Annotated in this window: 16 protein-coding genes; 4 read left to right on the forward strand and 12 right to left on the reverse strand. The window is 60.5% G+C overall.

Annotated elements, in window-relative coordinates:
- Nucleotides 1-115: 115 nt before the first annotated feature.
- The 4 genes from BM244_RS11430 to BM244_RS11445 form a co-directional block, all read right to left on the reverse strand.
- A complete protein-coding gene (locus BM244_RS11430; RefSeq protein ID WP_093398963.1) occupies nt 116-1,432 on the reverse strand; it encodes an HlyD family type I secretion periplasmic adaptor subunit in 1,317 nt (438 codons plus the stop codon).
- A gap of 10 nt (nt 1,433-1,442) precedes the next feature.
- Nucleotides 1,443-3,176 carry an ATP-binding cassette domain-containing protein gene (locus BM244_RS11435; protein ID WP_093398964.1) on the reverse strand — a complete coding sequence of 578 codons (1,734 nt, stop codon included), beginning with the start codon at nt 3,174-3,176 and terminating at the stop codon, nt 1,443-1,445.
- Nucleotides 3,173-4,444: a TolC family protein gene (locus tag BM244_RS11440; protein ID WP_175518177.1), complete on the reverse strand. Its 1,272-nt coding sequence runs from the start codon at nt 4,442-4,444 to the stop codon at nt 3,173-3,175. Before BM244_RS11440 ends, BM244_RS11435 begins: the two co-directional genes overlap by 4 nt.
- 670 nt (nt 4,445-5,114) lie before the next feature.
- A complete protein-coding gene (locus BM244_RS11445; protein WP_093398966.1) occupies nt 5,115-11,141 on the reverse strand; it encodes a DUF4214 domain-containing protein in 6,027 nt (2,008 codons plus the stop codon).
- Between the two features lie 557 nt (nt 11,142-11,698).
- Between BM244_RS11445 and BM244_RS22665 the strand changes: the two genes are divergently transcribed.
- Nucleotides 11,699-12,052, forward strand: coding sequence for a hypothetical protein (locus BM244_RS22665; RefSeq protein WP_175518178.1), 354 nt, complete (start codon nt 11,699-11,701; stop codon nt 12,050-12,052).
- 55 nt (nt 12,053-12,107) lie between these two features.
- On the opposite strand, the gene BM244_RS11455 is transcribed toward BM244_RS22665, so the two are convergent.
- Complete coding sequence (locus BM244_RS11455) at nt 12,108-12,959, reverse strand: GDP-mannose 4,6-dehydratase (protein ID WP_093398968.1); 852 nt, start codon at nt 12,957-12,959, stop codon at nt 12,108-12,110.
- A complete protein-coding gene (gene gmd / locus BM244_RS11460) occupies nt 12,959-13,996 on the reverse strand; it encodes a GDP-mannose 4,6-dehydratase (RefSeq protein WP_254784387.1) in 1,038 nt (345 codons plus the stop codon). Before gmd ends, BM244_RS11455 begins: the two co-directional genes overlap by 1 nt.
- A 243-nt stretch (nt 13,997-14,239) precedes the next feature.
- Between gmd and BM244_RS22670 the strand changes: the two genes are divergently transcribed.
- Together BM244_RS22670 and BM244_RS11465 are read left to right on the forward strand one after the other, a co-directional pair.
- Nucleotides 14,240-14,572: a hypothetical protein gene (locus BM244_RS22670; protein ID WP_139226912.1), complete on the forward strand. Its 333-nt coding sequence runs from the start codon at nt 14,240-14,242 to the stop codon at nt 14,570-14,572.
- Nucleotides 14,573-14,650: 78 nt separating this feature from the next.
- Entirely contained in the window at nt 14,651-15,937 is a 1,287-nt protein-coding gene (locus BM244_RS11465) for a glycosyltransferase family 4 protein (protein ID WP_139226913.1), read from the forward strand.
- A gap of 75 nt (nt 15,938-16,012) precedes the next feature.
- Here BM244_RS11465 and BM244_RS11470 read toward each other — a convergent pair whose 3' ends face one another.
- The 5 genes from BM244_RS11470 to BM244_RS11490 form a co-directional block, all read right to left on the reverse strand.
- Nucleotides 16,013-17,038, reverse strand: coding sequence for an acyltransferase family protein (locus BM244_RS11470; protein ID WP_093398971.1), 1,026 nt, complete (start codon nt 17,036-17,038; stop codon nt 16,013-16,015).
- A gap of 281 nt (nt 17,039-17,319) precedes the next feature.
- Nucleotides 17,320-18,630, reverse strand: coding sequence for a sugar transferase (locus BM244_RS23545; RefSeq protein WP_093398972.1), 1,311 nt, complete (start codon nt 18,628-18,630; stop codon nt 17,320-17,322).
- Between the two features lie 434 nt (nt 18,631-19,064).
- Nucleotides 19,065-20,075, reverse strand: a complete 1,011-nt coding sequence (locus BM244_RS11480) for an NAD-dependent epimerase/dehydratase family protein (protein WP_093398973.1) — start codon at nt 20,073-20,075, stop codon at nt 19,065-19,067.
- A gap of 689 nt (nt 20,076-20,764) precedes the next feature.
- Complete coding sequence (locus BM244_RS11485; protein WP_175518179.1) at nt 20,765-22,075, reverse strand: ArnT family glycosyltransferase; 1,311 nt, start codon at nt 22,073-22,075, stop codon at nt 20,765-20,767.
- A gap of 742 nt (nt 22,076-22,817) precedes the next feature.
- On the reverse strand, nt 22,818-23,078 hold the full coding sequence (locus tag BM244_RS11490) for a hypothetical protein (RefSeq protein WP_254784388.1): 261 nt from the start codon (nt 23,076-23,078) through the stop codon (nt 22,818-22,820).
- Between the two features lie 1,204 nt (nt 23,079-24,282).
- Between BM244_RS11490 and BM244_RS22680 the strand changes: the two genes are divergently transcribed.
- Nucleotides 24,283-24,642 carry a hypothetical protein gene (locus BM244_RS22680; protein ID WP_139226914.1) on the forward strand — a complete coding sequence of 120 codons (360 nt, stop codon included), beginning with the start codon at nt 24,283-24,285 and terminating at the stop codon, nt 24,640-24,642.
- A 216-nt stretch (nt 24,643-24,858) separates the two neighbouring features.
- On the opposite strand, the gene BM244_RS11495 is transcribed toward BM244_RS22680, so the two are convergent.
- Nucleotides 24,859-25,211: dihydroxy-acid dehydratase domain-containing protein (locus tag BM244_RS11495; RefSeq protein WP_175518180.1), on the reverse strand; the 353-nt coding region annotated here is incomplete at its 5' end.

Genomic DNA, 25,211 nt, shown 5'->3' on the forward strand with positions numbered 1-25,211 from the left:
CTGCAGTCCAAGGTATACTATAATCTAGAAGGCCGCCCAACGTTAGTGCCGCGATGCTTGACTTCACGGTAGTAACGCACGTCTTCGGTCCTTGATTGCGGCGAACGGACCTTCGCTATTCTCGGAACGCGTCCTCTTTGAGCCGGGTAAAGGGCGACAGAATGTAGGCCATCACCGACCTCTTGTCCCCGATCAGATTGACGTCGGCAGTCATGCCGGGGCCAATCACAAGGTGCCGGCCGTCGGGGCCGCGGAAGTTCTGGGCGTCGGCGCGTACGCGCACCGTATAGTGACCCTCGCCAGTACGCTCGTCCATCGTGGCGTCAGGTGAGATCGTGACAACCCGCCCGGCCATTCCACCGTAGATACCTGATTCATACGCGGTGATATTGACCTTGGCGCGCTGGCCGAGCCGCACTGAGGCGATATCCTTCGGGCTGACCATCGCCTCGACAGTAAGCGCATCAGCGGACGGGACCACTTCGGCGATCGGTTGTCCCGCGGCGATACTGGCGCCAACGGTTGACACCAACACCCGGTTCACGCGGCCATTGACCGGCGCCGATACGGTCGCGCGGCCAAGCCGGGCGGCAAGCGCGGGCACCGTCTGGCGCCGCGCCGCTAGCTCTGCCTGTGCTGTCGCGAGCTCAGTACCCGCCTGCGCGCGCCAAGCGCCGCGGACTTGTGCCAGCGAGGCGCGGGCTTCTGCTACCGCCGATTGTGCGCGCGCGATGCCGGCCGCAGCCTGCGCCGCATCGGTCGTGGCGACCGCGGCGGTGTTTTCCAACTGGATCAGCGTAAGTTGCGGTTCGATCCCACGATTCACCAAAGGGCGCATCATATCTAGCTGGCGCCGCGCCGAATCGCGCGCTGAGACGCGCGACTGGTAGGCTGCGCTCGCTTCCGCGACGGCACGCCCGGACTGCGCCTCCCGCGCGGCCGCAGCCAAACTGAGGCTGGCGAGATCGCTCATCCGCGCGGTGTGCAGCGACCGCTCGATCGCGATCTGCTCGGCGATTTCAGGCGACGGCGCGGTAGGATACACCGGCTCGCGGCCTGCGATCTCAGCGCTCAGCCGTGCAATCTTGGCCGTAAGCGCGCCAACCGTAGCCTCCGAACTGCCGAGCTCCGCCCCAGCCTGGGTGCGATCAAGACGAACCAGAGGTTGGCCGCGGCTGACAACGTCGCCAGCACGCACCAGGATCTCAGACACGATGCCGCCCTCCAGATTGCTGAGCACCTGGAGCCGGCTCGATGGCACCACTCGTCCAGACGCATGTACGGTTCGGTCGAGCTCCACCACGCTCGCCCAGACGACGAAGATGACGATAAAGCCAAGGATCAGCCACAGCAGGAGGTCGGAGACCGCCTTGGGCTTGATCCTGTCGGCCAGATCTTCGAAATGGCTATACGCGGAAGAGGGTTCGGTCATGGATCGGGTCTCAGGCTGCGACGCGGGGGCGCTGGAGGTCCTTGAGGATCGCGTCGCGCGGGCCGTCCTGCACCACCCGGCCATTCTCTACCATCACGATCCGATCGACGAGGTGCAGTAGTGCTGGGCGATGGGTGATGAGCACGAAGGTACGGCCCTGAAGCTCGCCCACCAACCGCGCAATCAATTGCGCTTCGCTGGCTTGGTCCATCGCACTCGTGGGCTCGTCGAACACGACGATCTGCGGCCTGCCCGCCAGCGCCCGGGCGAGAGAGATCGCCTGGCGCTGCCCGCCCGACAGACCTTCTCCACGATCCGCGAGCTGGAGGTCGTAGCCGTTGGCGATCTGCCCCATGAAGCTATGCGCGCCCGACAGTTCGGCGACGCGAAGCATTTCGGTATCATCGATACCGTCTCGCGCGAGCACGATATTCTCGCGGACGCTTCCCGACAGCAGCACCGGCTCCTGCAGCGCGGTTCCGATCAGTCCTCGCATCGCCCAAGGGTCGTATTGGCGGATGTCGGTGCCGTCGATCATCACCAAGCCTTCCTGGGGCGGGTACAAACCGAGAATGAGGCGCGCGATGGTCGACTTGCCCGATCCGATCCTACCGAGCAGCGCTACACGCTGACCAGCTGGAATGAGCAGGTTGAGACCGTCAAGCGTCTTCTCAGCCGCACCGGGATAGCGGAACTCGACGCCGCGCAGTTCGATGCGGCCGTCGAACCGGACCGGGCGGAGGGCGCCAGCGCCCGGCTCCTCCGACCCGGTCTCCATCATTCCGTTGATCTGCTTGTAGGAGGCGCGTGTTGCCGATAGTCGCGAGAGGAGCGAAGCGATGGTCGCAAGCGGCTGAACGGCGCGGCCCGACAGGATCGAGCAGGCTACCAGTCCGCCGGTGGTCAGCCGGTGGTCAGCGATCAGGAATACGCCAGCGACAACCGTGCCTGCATAGGACAGGGTGTTCGCCGAGGCTGCCACCGTGACCGCGATCGTGGAGACCAGACGTTGGCGTGTCGAGCTGTCGCCGTGCGCCATATTAGCCTTGCTCCAGCGACGCCCAAGCAAACGTCCTGCACCCGACGTCTTTACCATCTCCAGCGCACCGACCGTCTCGACCAGTACGCTTTGCTTCGACAGGCCTTCGCTCATCGACTTAGCCGATAGGCGATCGAGCGCGGGGCGGGTCAGCCACCCGGCGCCCACCACGATCGGGATGGCGGCGAGCGGCACCCATACCAGCGGTCCGCCGAGGATCGCGATGAACACCAAAGTCACGACGATGAACGGCACGTCGACCAGTGCGGTCATAGTGGCGGACGCGAAGAAGTCGCGTAGCGTCTCGAGTTCGCGCATCATGCCTGTCAGTGCGCCGGTCGATCCCTTCTTCTGGTCGAGCCGGATCGCGACCAACCGCCGAAATACGCGACCGCCGACATCGTGATCGATATCGGCGCCCGCGAGATCGGTGAAATAGGCGCGCAGGATGCGTAGCAGGAAGTCGAAGATCACCACTACCAGCAGCCCAATCGACAGCGCGACCAGCGAGGTGACGGCGTTGTTGGGCACCACGCGGTCGTACACCGTCATGGTGAAGAGCGAAGTGATGAGGCCGAAAATGTTCACCATCGCAGCAGCCAGGGCGACCTTCATGTACGTCCCCTTGTTACGGAGCATCGGCTCCGTCAGCCACAGTGCAAAGCGCGGGCTTGGATGCTCTACCAGGTCGGGGGAATTGCTCATTGAGGGTCCAGCAATACGTCTAGCGTTACAGGATCAATACCGAGTTCCGGCAGCAGGCGGCCGGTACGGGCGAGAAGGGCATAGCGTGCGCTATCGAGTTCGATCACCGTCTGGATATAGCGTGCAGCGACGCCGAAGTAATTGCTCTCAGCCCCAAGCAGATCGAACAGCGTGCCGCGCGACACGCGGAACCGTTCGGCTAAGACGTCGCGTGACTGCCGACTGGCAATATAGTTACTTTCAATCGCTTTCCGGGTCGCTTCTAGCGCTTCAACGTCGGACAACGCGATCTCGGCATCGCGCTGAGCGTCTATCCGCGTGCGCCGCAGTCGCGCGTCGGCGCCGTTGGCGCGCGCCGCCGCCTGACGGCCCCGCTCTGCCGCCCCCCCCCCAAGCCGCATCGACAAGGTGACGCTGCCGCGGATGTCATAGTCGCGCGCAGTCTCGACGATGCCGTACCGGCCAGCGTCGAGCCCCGCCGCTAATTGCGGAAGCTGATCGGACCTGAGCGCGCGCGCATCGAGCCGCGCCGCGTCCGCCCCTAGCCGTGCGGCGCGTACCGTTGGTAGGCGATCGACCGCATCGGGAAGGGCCGCCTTGGCAATTCCGTCTAGCGCCGGCACCGGTGCGCGACCGAGATCGCCGAGTGCGGGAGACCCGATCACCGCGGCATACTGCGCTTCGGCGCTTTTCAGCTGGCGGTGAAAATCGGCGGCCTGCGCATCGGCCGACGCAATATAGCTGTCGACCTGGGCGATATCGGCGGGTGCCGCCGCGCCTTGCATGACACGATCTTCTAGGGCCGAGCGCAGGTCGGTCTGATTGGCGGTGAACGCATCGGCAAGCCGCACCAGCACGCGATACCCATAGACCTGATACCAGGCTGATATCGCGCGTAAGGCGACCTGCGTGCCGGTGTCCTCGACGCCTGCGCGCGCAGCCTCCAGCCGGGCCTCGCCGGCGTGCACGCGGCTAAGGCTCGAGCCCCAGTCCAGCACTGGCTGCTGGAGCCGAAGGAGCCCATCGGTTCGGCTACGCGGGCGGGAGCGCTCCAGCACGTTGCCGGGATCATTCGAGAAGGCGCGGCTCAGTATCTTGAAGCTCGAGAGCGACAGGTCGACGGTCGGCAGCCTGCGAGCGCCCGCCTCGGCGCGAGCAGCGTCGGCCTCCTCGACCTGCGCCGTCGCCTCATCCAATGCGGGATTGTGACGCACGGCGTCGGCGATCGCACGGTGGAACACTGCAGGGTCAGTGGCGCTGCGTGCCAAGCGCAATACGGGGTCTGCTGCCGGGTCGATGTGGAGTGGATCACCGCCAGGCGCTGGCAGTCCGCCCGCGATTGTGCGGCGAGGCAGTGACCGTGGCGCGATTGGCGCGGACGCTATTCCGGTCGGGCGAACGGGACCACTCGTCGCCGGGATCGGCAGCAATGGACCTTGCTGCGGAGGCGATGACGGCGCCGCTACGGGGCGTGCCGACGAAGATTGGGCCGGCAATATCGGAGAAGCGGGAAGCGGGCGCGGCGTTGCGCCTTGCTGCGGATCGACTACCAACGAGCCAGGCGGCGCAGCAATTACCTGCGCATGCAGCGCAGGCGTTGCGGTCATTGCCAACCCGCCGATGACCCCATTTGCGAAAGCGATGCGACCGATACGGCCGATGCGGCGCCTGGGCGCAGCTGATAAAGTCATACCGTGTTTGCCTTGGGGCATCGCACAAGAAGCCGCTGCTCGTTTCGTTGCGCAGGATAGCGACATGAGCGTTGAACCGGACCCAGCGCGAAGATTTTGATGCCTGATGTTTGACCCAATTCGAGGATCAATACCAGCGGTTAACAAACGCCAGCCGATCAGCGTGGGACTAGAGGTGGAAAAGCGCACGGGGGTAGTACGGACGCCGTCCATACTACCCCCGTGCGCTTTCAATGGCGGATATCAGTTATACTGCGATGCCGCCGACAATGTTTGCGGCGAGCAGAGCGGCGTGCTCGGCCGATGCCGAAAACTCGTACAATAGCGCACCCTTGGAGAGTCCATGATCGAGTTGATCGGTCCAGAAGGCGCGCCCGCCGGCGTCAGGCGCGCGGTCCAGAGAGTTCTGGTACATCAAATCTACCAGTTGACCGTTGCTCAGCCCTTGCGTGCTACTGCTGAATTCCGCCGAAGATACAAAGTTATCGGCAACCTGGTTCAACGTCAGGGTGCCGGCTTTCACCTGCTCAGCCCAGAACGTCAGACCCGAGACGTCCGGCATCCGGTTGCTGGCGCTATCGTACAGCAACGCAATTGACTGATAGGTGTCGTCGGTCTGGAAGTACCCTTGTCCAATGATCTCCGCCGTCAGCCCACGATGCTCGGTGCCTTCCGAAAGGCCGAGCATGAACTCGCCACGAGAGAGGCCACTATCCAGCTGCGCCGTCCAGTACGTCCGGCCTCCGCCATCGGCTGCACGACCCAGCGCCTGCTGATAGATGTAATCGACAAACGCTTCGTTCGACAAGCTACCGGTGGCAGACTGGAAGGCGGCATTGGACGCGAACGCGTTGGCTACCGCAGTAACTGTCAGGCCGCGATCCTCGACCTGATCGACCCAAAAATCGAGACCGCCCGCGTCGGGGCCACGATCCAAAACCGTATCGTACAGGCGAATGATCTGGGCACCCACGCTGTCGGGATCGGTACTGAACTCGCCGTCCCTGAACGTAATGTGCTCAATGCTCGTCAGCGTATCAGTACCTAGAGCGGCGTCGCCGTTCAGGGTGGTCACGCCGGCTACCGTTGACATCCCGGACGTCCTGAACAGGCTGTCATAGCCCGACCGATCGATACCCGCGCCGCCATCAAGCGTGTCGTTGCCGATGCCGCCCAGCAGAATATCATTCCCGGTGCCGCCGAACAGCGTGTCGTTACCGGCACCACCGTCGAGCGTGTCGTTACCATTCCCGCCGTCCAGCGTGTCGTTACCTGCTAGGCCGGACAGGACGTCGTTTCCATCCATCCCGCTAAGGACATCATTGCCCGTCGCGCCGGTGATAGTCTCATCGATCGCGAACCCCGTCAGGGTGAGATTGCCAATCGCGCCGTCGAAGTTAAACGCGGTGAACCCGCCCGTATAGCCGTTGCTAATCGTGAAGATGGTCACGAAGCTGTTGACCGTACCCGCACCGTCGCGATCGCTCTGCAGCACCAGGTCGGTCCCCGACTGAACCAGACGCAGGTGACCGCTGGCGAAGGCGTTGCTGTTCGCGGTGTAACCGGTCAGCCCGCGATTGAGGAAATCCGTCAACTCGAACTTGTCGCCCGCATTGCCGGCTTGGAAGTCGGTCACGCGGTTGGTTCGGACGGTCGTTGCTACCTCAGCCGAATTTGCAACCGAGGTGCCGACGCCCAGCTGAACGATGTCAGCCCCGGATCCCAGCGTAAGCTGGTAGTTGTTTACGCTCGAAGCACCGCGCATGCTGATGCTGACGATATCGGCACCTGACCCGGCATTGACGGTAGCGCTGGCAACCCCTGTCAGGACGATCCGGTCATCGCCAGCTCCGGCATCGACGGTCACGACGTCGCTGTTCCTGTCGTTGGAAGTCGCGCCCAATGCCAGGTACGTGGTGCCGGATAGTCCTGCGGCGTTGGCGGCCAGCGCCGTCGACGACGTACCGCTACGCAGTTCAATGAAGTCGCTGCCGTCGCCACCGTCCAGATTAAGATTGGTGGCTACAGTCGCGGCACTACGCGTTGCCAGGATGCTGTCGTTGCCGCCGTAACCGAACAGGGAGTCCGTTTGGCTGAGGGCGGTCGCGGAGGCATCGACCGCGTTGTCGATGATCAGGTTGAAGTCGTCATTGCCCCGCAGATTGTCGCCGAAGCTGGATCCGGTCAGGTATTCGATGTCGATGAGCGTATCGATACCCTCGCCAACCGTAAACTGAGCGCCTTGAATTCGCAGATCGACGTTCACGCCAGTTGTAGAGTTTACATAGGTAGCAGTATCCAGTCCCTCGCCGCCGATCAGCGTATCGTTGCCCAGTCCACCGGAGAGGGTGTCGTTCCCGTACCAGCCATCGAGCACGTCGTCACCGGCGTTGCCGACCAGCGTATCGAGCGTGCCGCCCCCCCGGACGACGTCGTTGCCGAGGCCGCCGCGGAAGATCACGCGCTCGACGCTGATGAACTCGCCGCGCTGGACGCCGTCGACGGTGATCGCGCTGTTGCCTGCCAGATTGCCAAGATCGAAACGGATCCCGGCGGTGTGGTCGGTATAATAGGCATAGGCGGTATCGGTGCCGTCGCCGCCGTCGAACGTGTCGTCGCCGCCGTCGTTCGTGAAGACGGTGCTGAGCCCCGCTGCCGAACCGTTGGCGATGCCGCCGACCAGGACGTCGTCGCCATCGCCGCCGCGCAGGATATCGTTGCCCATGCCGCCGACGAGGGTGTCGTTGCCGGAACCGCCCTCGAGCACGTCACTACCGTCAGCAGCAGTCGCCCCGGTATTAAAATTGCCCACATAGTCACCGAACATTACGTCATTGCCGGTGCCGCCGATCAGCGTGTCGCCGAGACCGCCACCGACCAGGAAGTCTGCGACCGTGCCACCGACCAGCCGGTTGGCCGTCGTGTTCCCGCCTGTGAGGCTGTTGGCGAATGCCACCGCACCCGTCAAATTCTCGATCTCGCGGATCGTGTCACTGCCACCGAAAATTCCGGTATTCTGCGCCGTAAGCGTGTTGAGATTAACCGTTACCGTTGAGGTGGCGATGGAATAATCGATCGTGTCGCTACCGGTACCGCCAGCATAGGTGTCCGCGCCGCCGCCATCGAAGAAGATGTTGTCGTTCGTGTCGCCGGTGACCGTGTCGGCACCTGCGCCGGTGCGAACGTTCTCAAAGCCGGTGATCGTATCGTTGCCGACGCCGGTGTTCTGCGCGGTCAGAATAGTCAGATCGACCGTCACGCCGGTCGTGCCGCTAAACGATACGGTGTCGCTGCCTGCACCACCATTGAGAGTGTCGTCGCCAAGGCCACCTTCGATGATGTTGGCATTGGCGTCGCCGGTCAGGATGTCATTGCCGTCACCGCCCAGCAGGTTCTCGATACCGCGTAGGGCGGCGATCTGAGATCCGCCGACGCTTGCAGTCCCGTCCGTCGCGCCGGTAAGCGTGGCGGTAACACCGGCAGTATTGCCCGCAAACGAGGCGGTATCCGATCCCGCGCCACCATCCAGCAGGTCAACGGCGCCCCCCGTGTTTACTCCGGGATTGAGCGTGTCGTTGCCGTCGCCGCCCGAAAGGACGTTCTCGGCCGCATCGCCGCTGAGACCGTCGTTGAAAGCGGAGCCGAGCAGGTTCTGGAAGCCGCTGAGCGTGTCTGTGCCGGTGATCCCGGTATTCTGTGCAGACCCTTGCAGCGCGAGGCTGACCGTCACGCCTGCGGTTGCGCCTGCGTAGGAGGCGGTATCGTTGCCGGCACCGCCGACGAGCGTGTCGTTGCCAAGGCCGCCTTCGATGACATTCGCGTCGGCGTTGCCGGTCAAAATGTCGTTTAGCGCCGAGCCGATCAGGTTCTCGATCCCGCTCAGTGTGTCGTTGCCGGCCGCGACCGTGTTCTGGGCGGTGCCCTGCACGTTAAGGTCGACCGTGACCCCGGTCGTGGAACCCGCACTGAACGCGTTGACAAAGGACGCGGTGTCGTTGCCGTTGCCGCCGTTCAGGATATCGCTGGCGATCGTTCCCTGCAGGAAGTCATTGCCCTCACCGCCGTCCGCCACGAGGCTGCTCGTGTTGTTGGCGGTGACCGTGGTCGTCACGACCGCCGCGTTTTGGAGCGAGACGTTCAGCTGATAGGTCTGCCCAGCGATGAGCGGCTGGGCGGTGGTCGCACCATTCCACAGCCCGACACGGATGAAATAGGTTCCTGCCGTCGCGAAAGTATAGGTCAGATAGGCGTCGTCGTGCCCGGGATAGGATGCGTCACCCGAACCCGTATCGTTGCTAGCCAGCACGGTACCAGCACTGTTGACCAGTTCGATGAAGCTGTCGTCGAGCGTGCCGGCTCCGTCGATGTCGAAGATCGCCTGCGACCCCGGCACCGTCACGTCGATCTGATAATATTCCAGCGCGCCGCCGGCTGCCGTTGCGTTGATGGTGGCGTGAGGGATGCTCGCCGCATTCGTGATGTCGGCATTCGCGTCGACGTCATAGGCGCCAGCAGTCGCTACGGCTGTGGCGATGCTGCCATTGTTGGTCGACTGGGCCTTGATAATGTCAGCCTGTGGCGGTGCCGTGACGGTCGTTGTGGTCGTAAAGCTGCCGCCGATCAGGCGATCGTTGCCGGCGCCGCCCGACAGCGAGTCGGCGCCACCTACACCACCGCTAAGAATGTTGTCCTGGCTGTTGCCGGTTAGAATGTCGTTGCCGATCGTACCACCGATGTTCTCGATGTTGCGCAGCGTGTCGGTCTCGCCGTCATGGCCGACGATGACGTCCGCCCCGGTATCGTTCAGCGTGACGGTCACGCCGATGGTGTTAGTGAAAATCACCGCGTCGCTGCCGGCGCCGCCGTCGAGGATGTTGTTAGCGACGTTGCCGACGAGGACATCGTTGCCCGCGCCACCCTTGACGTTCTCGATGAGCGAACGCGTATCGTTGTTGTAGAGCAGCGACATGGCGATGTTGCCGGGCGCGAGCGATGTGAGGCCCTGATAGGCCAGGCTGTTGGCCAGCTGCGACTGGTCAAACGTCGAGAACTCGCCCGGGCGCAGATCAACGGTGATCCCGTTGGAGTAGTTGCTGGCGTCGATCGTGTCGTTGCCACCGCCATCCCAGACGGTAAGGAAGATCTTGTTACCCGACGGTGCGCCCTGGCCAACACCGTTGATGAACATCTCACCGGTCGTCTGGCTAAAGGTGTACATGCTGTCGCCGGCATTGGTCGTGTAGTTGGCGCCGTACAGGTACTGCAGAGCAGCCAGATCGTACTGCATGTAAGTCTGTGGTTGGTTGATCTTTTCACCGGCAAAGTTGCTGTTGGTGAACGGCGCGGGCGTATACGTCATTAATGACCAGGCCTGTCCGTCGCGGTCCGGGGTCAGTGACTGGGTACCATAACGCGGCGTGCCCCCAAAATAGAAGGACAGATCGCTGTTCGTGTAATCCTGATGCCCGTGCTTGAGCCCCATGGTGTGGCCAATCTCGTGCATCATGGTGGCGTATCCCCATGTGCCCTTAACCGCGAGGTCATAATAAGGCTGGCTGGTGCGGCCGAACCAGATGTCGCCCGACAGGCCGCGCGTGTCGGATGGGAAGTTGCCATAAGCCGACGTCACATCGTTGTCCGCGCTCTGCGAGATGCGGATGTTTGCGTGAACTGTGTCTGTATCGGTGATTTGGGTGAACGTAAGTCCGGTCACGGCCGAAAGCTGTGCAAAGGATGCTTGCGCTGCTGCCTGCTGCTGCGTGCCTAGATCGATATGATAAAGGCTGACGCCATTGGTGTCATAACCGCTGCCGTTGTAGTTTGATCCCGATGTAGGAAAACTATAGGTAAGGTTCAGGGTACCCCATTTTGAGCCGATCAGCGTGGCATCGATATTACGGTTGCCTGTGAAGAAATGGCTTCCGTCTGGGTTGGTGCCCAGCGGCAGCAACTCGCCGATGTTGTTGCCTTCCGGATTGGCCCCGGTCGGATCGATGTTTTTTGGATTGGAGCCGTCGACGCCACCCTGTGCCTCGCGCAGGCCTTGGCAACCGGCGCAGTTACACCCCTCCATGATCGTCTCATGACCGATGTCAGCGAGAGGATCCCATGTGCCGACACCCATTTCTCCGTCAGAAATAGGAGTGGTAACTGCTAGCGGATCGTAGGAGCCGATAACGACCTCGTCACCAGGAAGGCGATTGGAATACGCCTCGGGGGAACCGCCAACGTGATTGGGGTCAGGATTAGTATTGCCGAGCTTAGAAATGTTCATCGACGATTCCCCTGTTTGCCAGACTATATTTTTATTGCAGTTAACTGCATCGTTATGTCATATTCTATCACCGTCACATCGACGGACGTGTCATGATTCGTTAATGTTAGCTTCATAGTTTCACAGCGCGTCGATGCGGGTCAAGCGCTACCTCGTTCAAATGCGATGGAAGTGACTGAAACGCAGCGCAAATCGCTCAGAGCAGGCGAAATACCGTTGGTACAGATGCCGCTGAACAGTGCGGGATCCGGTCACAATCTGTACCACTCTTTGCCCTCCACACGTGACACGCGACCGGGGTTGCCGTATTGCGAAATGCGGTCACGCCGACGGAGAACGCGATGCTCCGCATCTTATTGTCATGCTTCACGGCGCTTGTTGCATGCACGCCTTCACCTCAGGATGTATCCATGCGTAACTCGCGTCCGATACCAAGGATCATTATCTCGGATCCAAGCGAGTTAAAACCGGAGCGCCAGGGGTCCGCGGCGCCGAGTTCGACCGCCCAGGACATCAGTGAGGGGGCACATGCTGCCCAAGGTCCAATTCCAGAATCCGTGTCCGCCGCAGAAAATGCCGGTGCTGTTCCCGTAGCGGCAGTGCATGCAGACTCGCCCGCAGAAGCGCTGGGACGCCGGACGTTGTCGACAGCCTTTGTCATGGTCGGCCCAGACGGCCTTCTGACGGTAGCCCTGCGCAACGGGCATATGCTTGTCCTGCGCAACGTGGTCATGCGCCCCAAGGATTATTGCGGTGCACTGGTGTCCGGTGGCTCACGCCAACCGAAATACTGTGGCGGATACGCTGATATCGTCTCCGCCCGACCGGGTGGCGAAGCGACCCCCGACGACGCTGGACTCGCGGAAGCAAACCCGATCAAGGCGCAGAGCGGACCGTTGGAACGCAAATAGCAGTGCCGTTTCGAGGGCGCGTGAGCTTTTTAAGCGAGGTCCTAGTTACAGCCGCTTATTCACTAGCGTCCCGATACATCCAATCCAGCGTATCAGAGAGATCGCGCGGGTGCCAGTCGGGCAGGGCGGTACGCAGGCGGGCAACGTCGCCGCCCAGCACCGGTACGTCGTTGGCACGTACGAAAGCCGGATTGACCTTCACGTCGATCCGGTGACCGCTAATCTGGTTTAGCGTGGCGAGAATGTCGTCGATCGAGCGCACCGTGCCTGTACAGATATTGATGAGCGCAGGTGGCGCATCGGCTAGTGCCAAGCCGGCATAGGCTTCGGCGACCGAACGTACATCGCCGAAATCACGTTTCACAAACAGGTTGCCCAGCTCGATTGTGTCGGCACCACGGCGGAAGTGATCGACGATCTTGGGGACCAGATATTCGATCCCCTGACCGACGCCGGTATAGTTGAACGGACGCGTGCAGACGATCTCAAGCCGGTTGCGCCACAGTGCCGCGCCCTCCTCCATCGCGAGTTTGCTAATGGCGTAGTGGTTAGCGGGACGCGTAGGCGCATCCTCAACGACCAGTCCTTGAGCACCGGGGCCATAAACCTGGGCGCTGCTGGAAATGATGCAGCGCGTGTCGGGCCTAACCCGAGCGACCGCATCAAGGAGGTGAAACGTACCAAGCTGGTTGACGGTATAAAACGCCTCCCAGTCGGACGCGTTCACGAACGCTCGGGCGGCAAGGTGGATCAATCGGTCGAACGCGGTATCGGCAACCGTCGCCTCCACCGCGTCCTTGTCGGCAAGGTCAACCGACAGAGGGACGCACTCGATCCCTCGGGCCGAGAGCGCCTCGATCACGAAGCGTCCGGTAAACCCGTTTGCGCCGGTCAACGCGATCCGCATTAGAAGGACCAACCCGCCTTGTTGCGGCGCATGTCGGCCTCGACCATCAAAGCGGTCAGTTCCTCGAGCTGGACCTGTGGCGTCCAGCCAAGTTCGCGCTGTGCCTTTGCCGGGTCACCGATCAACAGCTCGACTTCGGCGGGACGATAAAATTGCGGGTTGATCCGGACCAACAGTTTGCCGGTCTTGCGATCGACACCGGTCTCGGTCTCATCCTTGCCGGACCAGTCGATATCGATTTCGACTTGACGGAATGCCATCTCAACGAACGTACGGACCGTCTCAGTACGATTTGTCGCCAGCACAAAGGTTTCGGGAACGTCGTGCTGCAGCATCAGGCGCATGCCTTCGACATAATCCTTGGCATAACCCCAGTCCCGCTTGGCATCGAGGTTGCCAAGTTCCAGCAGATCGGCCTTGCCGAGGGCAATCTTTGCGACCGTGTCCGTGATCTTGCGTGTCACGAACTCACGCCCACGCAGCGGCGACTCGTGATTAAACAGAATGCCGCTGCATCCGAAGATGCCGAAGCTTTCGCGGTAGTTGACGGTAAGCCAATGTGCGTAAAGTTTGGCAACGCCGTATGGGCTGCGAGGATAGAAGGGAGTGTCCTCTACCTGCGGAATGGCCTGAACCTTGCCAAACATCTCCGACGTCGACGCCTGGTAGAAACGGATGTCACGGTTCACGGTACGGATTGCTTCAAGCAGATACGCAGCCCCCAGACCGGTGATCTGGCCGGTGGCGATCGGTTGGTCGAACGATACCCCAACGAAGCTCTGGGCCGCCAAATTGTAGACTTCTGTGGCCTGAGAAGTTTCGAGAAGACGGATTGCCGATCCCATGTCAGTCAAATCGTACTCGACGAGCTTCAGGCGCGGGTGATTCGTGACGCCAATTTCGTCGATGCGCCAAAAATTCACCGAACTGGTTCGCCGGTATGTGCCGTAAACGGTATAACCTCGGTTGAGCAGGTTTTCGGCAAGGTAGGCTCCGTCTTGGCCACTGATGCCGGTAACAATCGCGGTCTTGCTCACATAGTCTCCTTCGGGCCAAGTATACCAGGCCATACGCAGATCTGGTCGGCATGTGCCGGCCGTATGATCGATGGGATTCAATAGCCGTGACCTGTACTGGCGTGATCGACAGAAATCCAGCGTTGCCCGACGCATCGTGCGTTGCTGGCGACGTTTGGGTAGCGTAGCGGCTGCAAGACGGCGTAAAGACGGGTTTCGTGAGCCGCGTTAACCTTACGGCAGGATTCTTCATTGGGGATAGCGATGCGCAAAAGTGTAGTGTCTGCGTTGACGATTTCGGTGCTGATCCTTTCAGGAGCCGTAGCGCGCTCCGGCTTCGCCCAGACGGCCACGCCAGCGCCGGGTGAGGCCCGCGAGAATGGTGCGATCGAGGAATCTGCTAGCGACGCGGTCGGTGTCGCGGTCCGTTCACTCAACGATACGCCTGCGACGGCCGCTGCGGGGCGTTCGGGCAAGAACCGTATCCTTAGTCAGAACGAACTATACAACCTAGGCCGTGCGTCCGAAGGTCGTGTTAGTTTACGAGTTGGCAGTGACATGAGCTACCGCGTCGAGAAGCGCGCCGGCACACCCTGAGGCCAATGTCAGGGTCTGTCGTGACTAACCAGGTCGCCGATACGACTAAGCCGACGCAACTAGAATCTGGAGTAATGCGTGCCAAAGAGAATGCTCCTAGACGCGACGAAGACGTTCGAATGCCGTTTCTCGACTGGCATTCAACGCGTCGTCCGTGAGCTCGTCCGCCGGAGCGACCTGATCGGCGCCGCGCTTGGAGTCGAAGTGATCCCGGTGGTCACGAGTAGCAGGGGCTATCACCGCCTCGACGCCGCCGGGCTGACGCGACTGCTCGACCCACCGGCTGCGACCGGCGGGGCCATCGTCGCGCATTCCCGATTGGCCCGTCGCGCCAAGGAAGTACTGCAGTCCAACATGCGCGTCTATGCGACGATGCAGCGGTTGAGCATGCGGCGGCGGATGGCGGCATTGACGGCAAACCTCGAGCCAATTGACGTTACGTCCGATGATATCGTTGCGCTGATCGACGATTTTGCAGGTGGCAGTCCCTCGCTGGGCGCGATCGCCAAGGCCCGGCGTACCGGTGCCACGACGATCGCGATCGTCTATGATCTTATCCCCATTCTCCACCCAGAGATGGTGCCGCGACCAATCGCCTATCTATTCAAAAGAACCTTTGAGAAGATGGCCGGCAGGGTCGATGGATTGATTGCGATCTCAAAGAGCGGTGCCGACCTGATCCGTGCGCAGCCCGCGGTGCTCAGGTCGGGGGTTCCGGTAAGCAGTTTCTATCTTGGGCAAGATCTTCACGTCGCGCGTGGGAATCCTGCTTCCACGACGATACCCGAGGATGCTTGGCACGGTGGTCCGACTTTCATTATGGTCGGCTCAATCGAGCCCCGCAAACGCCATGCAGCCGCATTGGCAGCATTCAGCAGCTTATGGGAGGACGGCGTCGCCGCAAATCTTCTCATGGTGGGCAGGGTTGGTTGGGACGTCGACGCGTTCATCCACGAAACGCGGCGACATGTGCAATTCGGCAAATCGCTGTTCCTGTGCCATGACGTTGGGGATAACGAGCTGCGCGACGCCATGGCACGGGCGGACGCGACGATCATGGCGTCGAAGGCGGAAGGCTTTGGTTTACCGATCGTGGAATCGCTGGCCTTTGGCGTACCGGTTCTCGCGTCCGACATTCCGATCTTTCGAGAGGTCGCCGGTGAGGCGGGATGCTATTTCCCACCCGACGATATTAACGAGTTCGCCGGGGCCATCAGGGGGTTTATCGATAACCCCGAAGGCTATCAGACTGCTGCACGTGCATTCAGCTGGATCAACTGGGATGGCTCCGCAAGCGAGTTCGCCGAGACCGTACGGGTCCTTGTAAACGCATCCGAACAATCGTCACCCCACGAACGTAGCTAGTCGCCCGATTTGGTCTCAGATTGTACCCGTTCGGCCCGTTCGAATTTTTCTCACGGCGCCATAATGAAGCACTAGTCACCGCGATGCCACCGGACTGTCGGGCAGTGGGCCCGACAGTCTAGGACGATCGCCCAGCCCAAACAGAGGCGATATGCCCCATCGGTTCATCACTGCGAAGGCAAGAAGGGGAAAGCCTACGCCGCTGCAGACGCCGACGATAAAGAAAATTGACGCATCTGTCGTGATCCCGAGTTTTTGAAGAATCATACGGCTACCCGACGCGGCGATGATGTGCATGACGTAGATTGGCATTGACCGCTGCCCAATCCATTCGAGGTAGGATGCCGATCTGTTCACCATACGGGCCAAAGTAAGAACAACGATGCTTCCCATGATTGCACACGGTATGGCCGATACAGACGTATACGCCGTCTTGCCCGCAGCAAGGACCTGCCAGCCTACAAAATACCCGATGATGCCAGCCAGCAGCATCATGGCCGGACGATTTGGGTTCCAGTTTTTTATCCAGTCGCCTGCCGTGACTCCGATGACAAAAAACAAAAAATGATGGCATAGCAAATTTGCGAAGCTTCCAGGCTCGAAGCTGTCGGCTAGCACTATGCCAAAAATTGCCAAGGCGGTCAGTAAAACCCTGTTAACTGATAAGGAAGCGACGCAAAAATAAATAAAGAGAGCATAGAGAAACCAGAAAGGAGCAATTGGCTTCCAGCCGATGCTTAATACATCGTTCCAGCTAGTTGAACTGTTCGTTGATCCCGAAAGCGCGACCAGAAGAGAGCCCTGGATCACGGACCATATGATATATGGCAGGACGACTGATCTACTTTTCGATCGTATAAAGCGAGGTTTGCCCTTGCTCAGAGATTGCTTAACGTTGAGTCCAGCAAGGACCATAAATAGCGGCATGTGGAACGTATACAGTCCGACATCGAGAATGCTCCACGCGCTGCTTGTAGCGATATTGCCGGCAACCAGACCCCGTTCGACGTGACCTGCGACGACGAGTATGATGCCTATCCCACGCGCAGTATCCAGCCATTTCAATCTTTGCGAATTGTGCGGAGACGGCGCGGTACTCATGGCATAGTTCTTCTTGAATTGTTCACTTGGAGATGGTCGCTCTGATCGGAGGCTAAACCATAGTCGTTTTGTCGGCTACCGATTTGCTTCGAGGTTTGGAGGGCGGCCTGTTCGCATCGGAAAACCGCTCTTCAGCCATCGACCGAGATCGCATTGTCCGGACGTCGTGTGAAACTGCATTTACTCCCCCGCGACGCCAGCCAAAACCGCGTTCGGGCTGCTCATCGACGCGGTATCCTAACGAGTAGGTATGGAGTTGAACGCCGGCCCCAAGGACGCTGCTAAAAAGCATTGCGGTGAAGCAGCACCCGGAAGGTCAGCACGGTAATCTTGAGATCCCGCCAGATCGACCAGTTTTCGAGATATTCGAGATCGGCCTGTAGCCGGTTTTCCAAGTCGGCCTCGACCAACGTGGCACCACGGTATCCACGCACCTGTGCCAAGCCTGTCAGACCGGGCTTGGCGGCATGCCGGTGCCAATATCGTTGATCAACTTCCCAAAAAAGCTTGTCTGCTGCCCGTGAGCCCAGCGCATGCGGTCGCGGACCGACAATGCTCATATCGCCCGCCAAGACGTTTAGTATCTGGGGCAATTCGTCGATGCTGGTCTTCCGGATGAAGCGACCAATGCGCGTAACGCGGTCGTCCTCGCGGCCCGTCGAGCGATGACCTGCACCATCGCTGCTGTCCACATACATACTACGGAACTTCTTCATTCGGAACATCTGGTTGCTCCGACCGATCCGGGTCTGCGTGAAAAATATTGGGCCCACCGAATCGCGTTTGATCAGAAGGGCGATAATGATGAACAGCGGTAGCAGGATAAAAAGCGCGGCGCTGGCCAAGACGATATCGAAGGCACGTTTGACCGAACGGTCAACCAATCCCAGTGGACCGTTGGCAATGATCAGCGTCGGTATGTCGCCATAGCTCGCAATGCCAAGCGGCGCGAGCGTGTCGAACTCGGGGATGAATATCTCGCCCTGGATATTGGCGCCTTTCAGGGCGTGAGCCCAGGCGATGCGGCGATCTGCGGTGCATGCCACGATAACCCGGTCCGCATGCGCAAGCGATGTTGCCAGCCGATCGTACATGACTGGGTCGTGGCTTTCCGGATCGAACCTTCCATCCACCGGCATAATGACGGAAAAGCTGGCATCGGGTATGGGGGCATCGCCGTCGCGCAGTAGCACTACGCTAAAGGGTGATCCACCGATGATCTTCTCGAGGTGTCGTGTAAAGAGATAGCGCCCCATTGAAAGCGTCATGATCGCAAGAACGGCCCCCAACGATACGACCAACCGCGGAAAGGTATCTGTGGTTTTCAAGGCGAATGCGGCGAAGATCGCGACACTGAGCGCGAATAGGAACGCGTGCAGGCCCTTGGCGATTGCACGAAACGGGTCCTGACTGCTGGCTGCGGTATAGGCATGTACATTGGCCGCCGCGATCACATAGGTCGGCAAGATGACGGCGAGAACAAAAGTCCAGTTCGATGTGCCAAGAAAGCTATCGCGGACGAGGGCGGCAAGCGCGAAGCTGAGGACGATGCAGGCGATATCGAGCGCCAGCAGGCCTAGTACCATACGCATCCGAAGCGTTGTCGCACGGGGTCGCCAAGCCTTGCGTACCAGGGACGGCGCCGTGCCAGGCGTCCCTTGCGAGCGTTCGATACTCAACCGATCCCACCTTTAAATCTGTTGGCCGCCGGAATACGACCCGGTCGGCTGCCGCAGTCGCACTAGACCAACTTTGGAATGATTAGAACAGCTTTGCGTGGTGTACTGCCCCGGCTGCGATGCGCCGTGTAGGATTGTACGTATCGGCGACGACCGGAGGCGGAACTGACATACTCCTTCGTCTGCGCACGTGAGCTAGCTGGTCCGGGGGGCTCTTGCCGATCCCGGCGATCACGGGCGATCCATCTCGACGGGACAAACGGCTGCTGACCGTAGACAACGTATCTCGCGGCGCGGATCGCCCCGGAAACCATCGGCCAATAGCGATTGGGATCTCTGGCGCATTATCACCAAGAGCGTGTCGCGAGCCCGTGATATTCGCGATACCAGTTCACGAAAAGCGGCACTCCGTCGACGATGCTTGTGCGCGGTTCATACCCAAGATCGCGCTGGATCGCACCGATATCGGCAAAGGTGTCGCGCACGTCGCCGGGCTGCATCGGCAGCATCCGGCGCTCGGCGGGGCGTCCGCACGCCTGTTCAATAAGCGCAATCATCTCACCGAGATCCTCCGAGCGGTTGTTGCCGATATTGTAGATCCGGTGCGGACTAATGCTGCCGCCCGCTTTGACTACGCCGTCGTCGGCCGGAGGATTGTCGAGACAGGCGACGACGCCGGCGACGATGTCATCGATGTAGGTGAAGTCGCGGCGCATCCGCCCTTCACCGAACACCTTGATCGGCTGGCCGTCGAAGATTGCCTTGGTGAACAACCACATCGCCATATCGGGCCGCCCCCAAGGACCATAGACGGTGAAGAACCGCAGGCCGGTCTGCGGTATGCGGTACAGGTGTGCATAGGTTTCGCTCATCAACTCGTCCGCTTTCTTGGTAGCGGCGTAGAGCGACAGGGGGTGATCGACCCGATCCTCGACGCGGAACGGCAGCGCGTCGTTGCCGCCATAGACCGACGAAGATGATGCGTAGACCAGGTGTTCGACCCTTCGATTCCGCCCGATCTCGATCATGTTGAGGTGCCCGGCGAGATTGGCCTGGAGATAGGCCCGTGGGTTCTCGATCGAATACCGGACGCCAGCCTGCGCCCCGAGATGAACGATACGGTCAAAATCCTCGCCGTCGAGCGCCGCCTCGAGCGCAACGTGATTCGAGAAATCGACCTGCTTGAACGCAAACCTGCCACCGAGTTTGCCAAGTTCGGCCAGCCGCGCCTGCTTGAGTGCGATGTCATAATAGTCGTTAAGGCTATCGATACCGAGCACCGTGTTGCCGCGCGCAAGGAGGTGGCGGCTTACGTGGAAGCCGATGAACCCGGCCGCACCGGTAACGAGAACGCGCATAAGGTCCCTTCTCTGGATCCGTCACGCCTTAGGGAAGGATCGTCACGTCCCGCAAGGCCACTTTGGCCCTCCGGGAGCTGCGCCGTTCGCAATAATCGAGAATATACTATCTAGGATATTGGCGAGATCAGCTAATAATGAACCAAATTAAGACTCGCGCCAACTCTGGTTACATATCGTCATAATGATCTTCACCCGGCCTCTGTCTTGGCGTTCGCGCGCGCCATTGCCGGGATTACCGTGATCTGGGCCTTGTGCGGTATCATGCCGGGAATATGGCTTGGTCTGCGGGGTTGGGCTGTTTGCGGGCTTGGCCGTCAACGCAAACGTGTCATTCTGGTTTTTGGCCGTCCCGCCAGCTGCATACTCTGAGTTCGCCTGTGTATGAAGGCCTCAGCGGGGCCACGTCGCCAGCATGAGCGAACAGGATCCTGCTGCTTCTGGCGGCGGGTCGTCGATAGCTTGCCGGGGCGGCCTTATCGATTAGAAGTTGTCTTGGAACAGCTAAGGCGGCCGCACCGGCACCAACCTCCGGCGATAGGTTCCGGGCGATCGCGCGCTCCTCGACTCTCGATTGCACTGCTGTGGTTGCCGGGCATCCCACCGCCAATGTCCCAGCGGTCATCTGTTTTCAGCGGCCCATTTCCGGGACGCCGACGCGCGATTTGCGCGTCGCTCCACGCGGTTGACTAGGTTCGAACGAGCACGGCGGTCGGGTTGGGCGAAACCAGGCGTCGGCGGATCGAAGGGGGTATGAACTCGTCAAGCCTCACTGCTTTAAGGATCGCGCCTAGAGGTGTGCTCGGCGAGGGATAGCGCGCCACGACGGTTGCGCCCACCGGCCCCTGTTCGTTCGGTAGCAAGAGCAGCTGGCCCGGTTTGGATGGACCGCGCTCGATCCGGCTTAAATGGTGCCATTGCAGCGGCATCAATGCGCGATGATAGGTCTGCGCGTCCGTGACGATCGGCGTATCGGGTTGCGCCCGCGCAGCGCTCACAAGCGCTTCCGCCGCCCAGCGCGGATGCGTGTTCTCGACCGACAGCATCAGGAAGTTCACCGCGACGGCGACGGCCAGTACCACCGTTCGAGTGCGGACGGTCACGGAGCCGAGCCAGACCGAGACCATGATCGCTGCAGCAATCGCGGGCAGCATGAAGTAGCGGGGATTGAGAACAAGCTTCGTGTAGAGCACACCGGTCAGGATGAACGTTGCAAGCGCTAGCGCGGCCAGGATGATCGTTCGGCGTCGCGCGACGACGTCCAGCAGCCGATCGACACGAAGCCACGCTGCAATGAGGAAGATCCAGAAGATCAGCCCGAAATCGTTGTTCACTAGCAGTACGAGGAGCGGGTCGATGACGGGGTGCAGGAGAAAATTGCCCTCGGCATTCGCAGCACGATCGATGTGGGCGTCATGATGGAACGCGACGTCCCACCGGTTGAGCGGGTTGCCCGTCATCGCCCATTGGAACACCGCTTCCCCGGCCAATAGCGCGAAGCACGCGACTGCCATCAAGCATAGGGCGCGGCGCGAAATCGGCCTGCCGAGCATGAACAGCGGCACGAAGCCCATGAGCGCCAGCGTGGTGGTCTCGCGACACAGGATGGCAACGCCGAACGCAAGCCCGGCTGCCACCGCACGGCGACCAGGTCTGGTATCGCGCGTTGCCGCGTCGCCCGCCAACACGATGCCAAGGACCAGGAACGTCGCTTCGACCAGATCGCAGGACGCCGTAGTCGCGTTTGTCACGACGACCGGCATCGTCGACAGCAGAATTGTCGCGATCCACCCGACCCTCCTGCCGCCAATCCGTTGCGCTAAGGCGAACACGGCCAGCAGGAATACCACGTACCAGAGCAAGGCGACGACCGTCAGTGCGGTTTCATTCTCGCCCAGCAATCGTAGGGTCGCAGCCAGTGTGATCACCAGCGGAAACCGCGTCGCCCAGTGATCATACCCTGGATAGGGTGGCGAGGCGATCCAGTGCTGGGCTGCCAAATAATAGGCTGCATCATCGGACGCGGCATATCCGACCCAGCCGAGCGCAATCGCCGTTGCGGCAAGCGCTACCGCGAGTATCGGCCAGTGCCAGTCCAGCCGGACGGTATCCCCATCATATCCGGAAGAAGGTGAAATGATCTCGTCCTTGGAAAAAAGCCCGGTCTAGTCGCCACGATCGGCGCCCAACGTTTCATACGGCGCAGGATCGTCGTGTCTATTGTCGAACGCTGCGCGCAAGCGGCCACGTAGCGCAAAAGTCTTTCCAATTCACAAAGCAATGGAGAACCGGCATATGTAATCGAGCGTCGGGACATATCCGAAAAGGTGCCACGTCCGTCCGCAATGCTCTCGCCAGCGCCGCGAACTCCTCTCGCACTCAGCACCAGAACCCATTCGTGAGGCAAAAACCAGACAGGCTGTGTGAAAACCCACCTGAGGACACCCGTAGATCGTGACGGATGGTATGGGTTTGCCGTGCCACAGCTATCTGGAAAAGATCGCTCAAAGCCCCTGCTGCTGCCTGCGTCGGTCGTGATTAAGTCGAGCTGGACAATCCGGTCCTTTTTAGCTGCATGGTGATGGGGGCGTGGTGAATCCGAATAGAACGAGTTTCACTCCATGAGCACAGAATGACCATGCCAAATAGGGCAAGGCGCGGCGAGATCCCGCGGGATATCCGTCAATAATAGAAAAGTCTCGGCGTCATCAGATGAGGTTACCAACCGTCGCGACACCGCCTTCAGAGACTGATGTTACGCCGAGCCATTTCGGCACACGCCATATCGCCAATCGGTGTACGGGGCTGGGCTTTGAAGATGTCCGCCAGATCGAGCAAATCCTCGTTCGCGAGGTTCGTGATCGCGGTTTCGATTTCGGTAACGCTTTGCACTGCACGATCTCCGCGATCGGCAAGTCGTTTCTTTCGTCTATTAAGCATGTGCGCTTCTAGCATAAACGACGCGAGATGCAGGAGTATTTTCTGCCCGGTTCGCTCGGGCAATGGGGTAAGCTTGTTATCGATTACGGCTAGCTTGCAACCTCGCCCCCGACAGTACGATCCGCTTCTTGAACATTATCCGTAACGGATCACCTCAACAGGGAGTAGAATTGAAATTGGATCAGTTCGAAAAAATCGTCTCAGCTCGTTGGATGGCAAAACGGGCTTGGGAAAGATGTATAAACTCAATTGCGGTCAATAAGGGAGACGCCGGATTACTTCACGGTCGCGGGGCTTTAAACCAACACGACGAGGCGGTAGTGTGTCAACAGTAACGCCCGCTTCAGTTGCTCGTGTGAAGTCCGAAGCAGGTCGGCCAGCTACGTTGGAGTTTGCGCAGACGGCGTCACATAACGCGCTAGGGCAAACTCGTGTCCGCAACGGCCAGCCTATCCGGAAAACTGCTGAGAAAAACGGATAGGCTGACCGCGTCGGTAGCTCGCTTGGCGAGCCTCGCAGCGGATCAACGTGGGAGCGAACCGCGCTGCGGACTATCAGGTACGTAATCCTGACTTAAAAAGACTCGTTGCCGAAAAGATTTTGCATAACGACCCTCACAAAACGGCTATCCTTGCGCGTCCACGCACGGGCTGGCGAATCCAGGCAAACTTCCTGTTTCGGTCCGCCCGCTATTAGGGACAAATGCAAAAAATGGTCTGGGGGCACCGCGGCAGGGAGGCGTCTTGGGGATGCTCAACCTGCCGCGATGCCTGCCCATCTCATAGCGGCAAGCGGTAAGCATACTCAACCGCGCTGTTTTCCAAACGCCGTCTCGGTAATCACGTAAGAGGACCGGGAAAACGAAACTCGTCGCGACAACGCCTCCGACGCACAAAAGCGGGTGCAGGGCGTATTGACGCTTATCGAAGAAAGGCCGGTGATGCTTGACAATCACCGGCCTTTCTTCTGAGGAGCGTGCGTGCGCGGACGAACTGTGGTGGCCTGGCCATGATGCCGCGCATTGTTCGTCAGGCTTGGGCCGCGGTATCGCCACGAACCGAATGGGGAGGGCGCGGTCGCCTAATGGAACGAGTAATTGGGGGGGGGGGCGTGCAGCGACCGTGACTGTGCGATACATAATAGACGCCGCTCTGCTCGCGAAGGACCGCGCCCCCGACGAAGATCGGTGGCTGGTCGGGGGCCGGGACTTTTGGAACGGGCGAAACAACAGCGCTGGCCGGTATAAGGGGCAGAAGGGCAGGAGCCGTTGGCCGCACCGCTGACGCAGGCCATCGATCGGGCGCGCGGCCGATTTGTCGCAACCGTTAATCTGGGGGGCCGGATCGGCCGCGATTGGCACCGCGCCGCAAGACGTCGCCCGTGCAAAAGCGTCGGTTCAGCCGTTGGACGTCGTGAGGTGCCGCAATTACAGATGATGGAAACATTCGAGCGACGGATCCGGCAGTTGATGCCCTGCAACTGCATGATAATCCGATCGGGATTAATGGCGCGGGGCACCGGATCGATCCGCGATTGCTCGTTAGCGATTGGCAAGTGCTACCATGTGGGCGTGAACAACTTGGGTTTTGGCGATCACAAGACGCAAACACTGCCATGGGGCGGCTGAGGAACCTGTACGCGTTGGCCAGGCTGACTATGGGTTTGACGGAGTATTCCGGAAGGACGGCGTGCCGTATCGTCGAGCGGAGACTCATCTAGCCCCAGGTTCGAGCGCGGGATCGAAGGGCGTCCTGCCGACGGTGCCGTCTGATGGTTCGGTGGTACTTCGCCACCGGGGGCCTGTAGCATCGCCTTCCCGTGAGAAAGCGATGCTCCATGAGTATCAGTGATTGTCGCGCGGTAGGCCCATCATCTGCGCGATGCGCTGGTACTTCTCGGCACCTTCGAGGATCGCACCGGTCTCCATCTGGCCGACGGTGGCGCGCTGGATTTCCTGCCAGGGCGTCTGCGAACGCGGATAGGCATAACCGCCTACTTCGGTCAGCGCATGGCGGCGCTCGGCAAGCTCGTCGTCGGAGATCAGCACGTTGGCGCTGCCCTTGGCGAGATCGATACGAACCCGGTCGCCGGTGCGGATCAGCGCAAGCCCACCCATGGCCGCCGCCTCGGGCGAGGCGTTGAGGATCGAGGGCGACCCCGACGTCCCCGACTGGCGCCCATCGCCGATGCAGGGAA

The sequence above is a fragment of the Sphingomonas sp. OK281 genome, assembly GCF_900115295.1.
In the GTDB taxonomy this organism is placed as follows: domain Bacteria; phylum Pseudomonadota; class Alphaproteobacteria; order Sphingomonadales; family Sphingomonadaceae; genus Sphingomonas.

Bases quoted from the DNA above. Each gene is read 5' to 3' on its own strand.
- BM244_RS22670 (WP_139226912.1), top strand. From the start codon at position 14,240: ATGCGCAAAAGTGTAGTGTCTGCGTTGACGATTTCGGTGCTGATCCTT.
- BM244_RS11430 (WP_093398963.1), bottom strand. From the start codon at position 1,432: ATGACCGAACCCTCTTCCGCGTATAGCCATTTCGAAGATCTGGCCGAC.
- BM244_RS11455 (WP_093398968.1), bottom strand. From the start codon at position 12,959: ATGCGGATCGCGTTGACCGGCGCAAACGGGTTTACCGGACGCTTCGTG.
- BM244_RS23545 (WP_093398972.1), bottom strand. From the start codon at position 18,630: ATGCGTATGGTACTAGGCCTGCTGGCGCTCGATATCGCCTGCATCGTC.
- BM244_RS11480 (WP_093398973.1), bottom strand. From the start codon at position 20,075: ATGCGCGTTCTCGTTACCGGTGCGGCCGGGTTCATCGGCTTCCACGTA.
- BM244_RS11445 (WP_093398966.1), bottom strand. From the start codon at position 11,141: ATGAACATTTCTAAGCTCGGCAATACTAATCCTGACCCCAATCACGTT.
- BM244_RS11435 (WP_093398964.1), bottom strand. From the start codon at position 3,176: ATGAGCAATTCCCCCGACCTGGTAGAGCATCCAAGCCCGCGCTTTGCA.
- BM244_RS11470 (WP_093398971.1), bottom strand. From the start codon at position 17,038: ATGAGTACCGCGCCGTCTCCGCACAATTCGCAAAGATTGAAATGGCTG.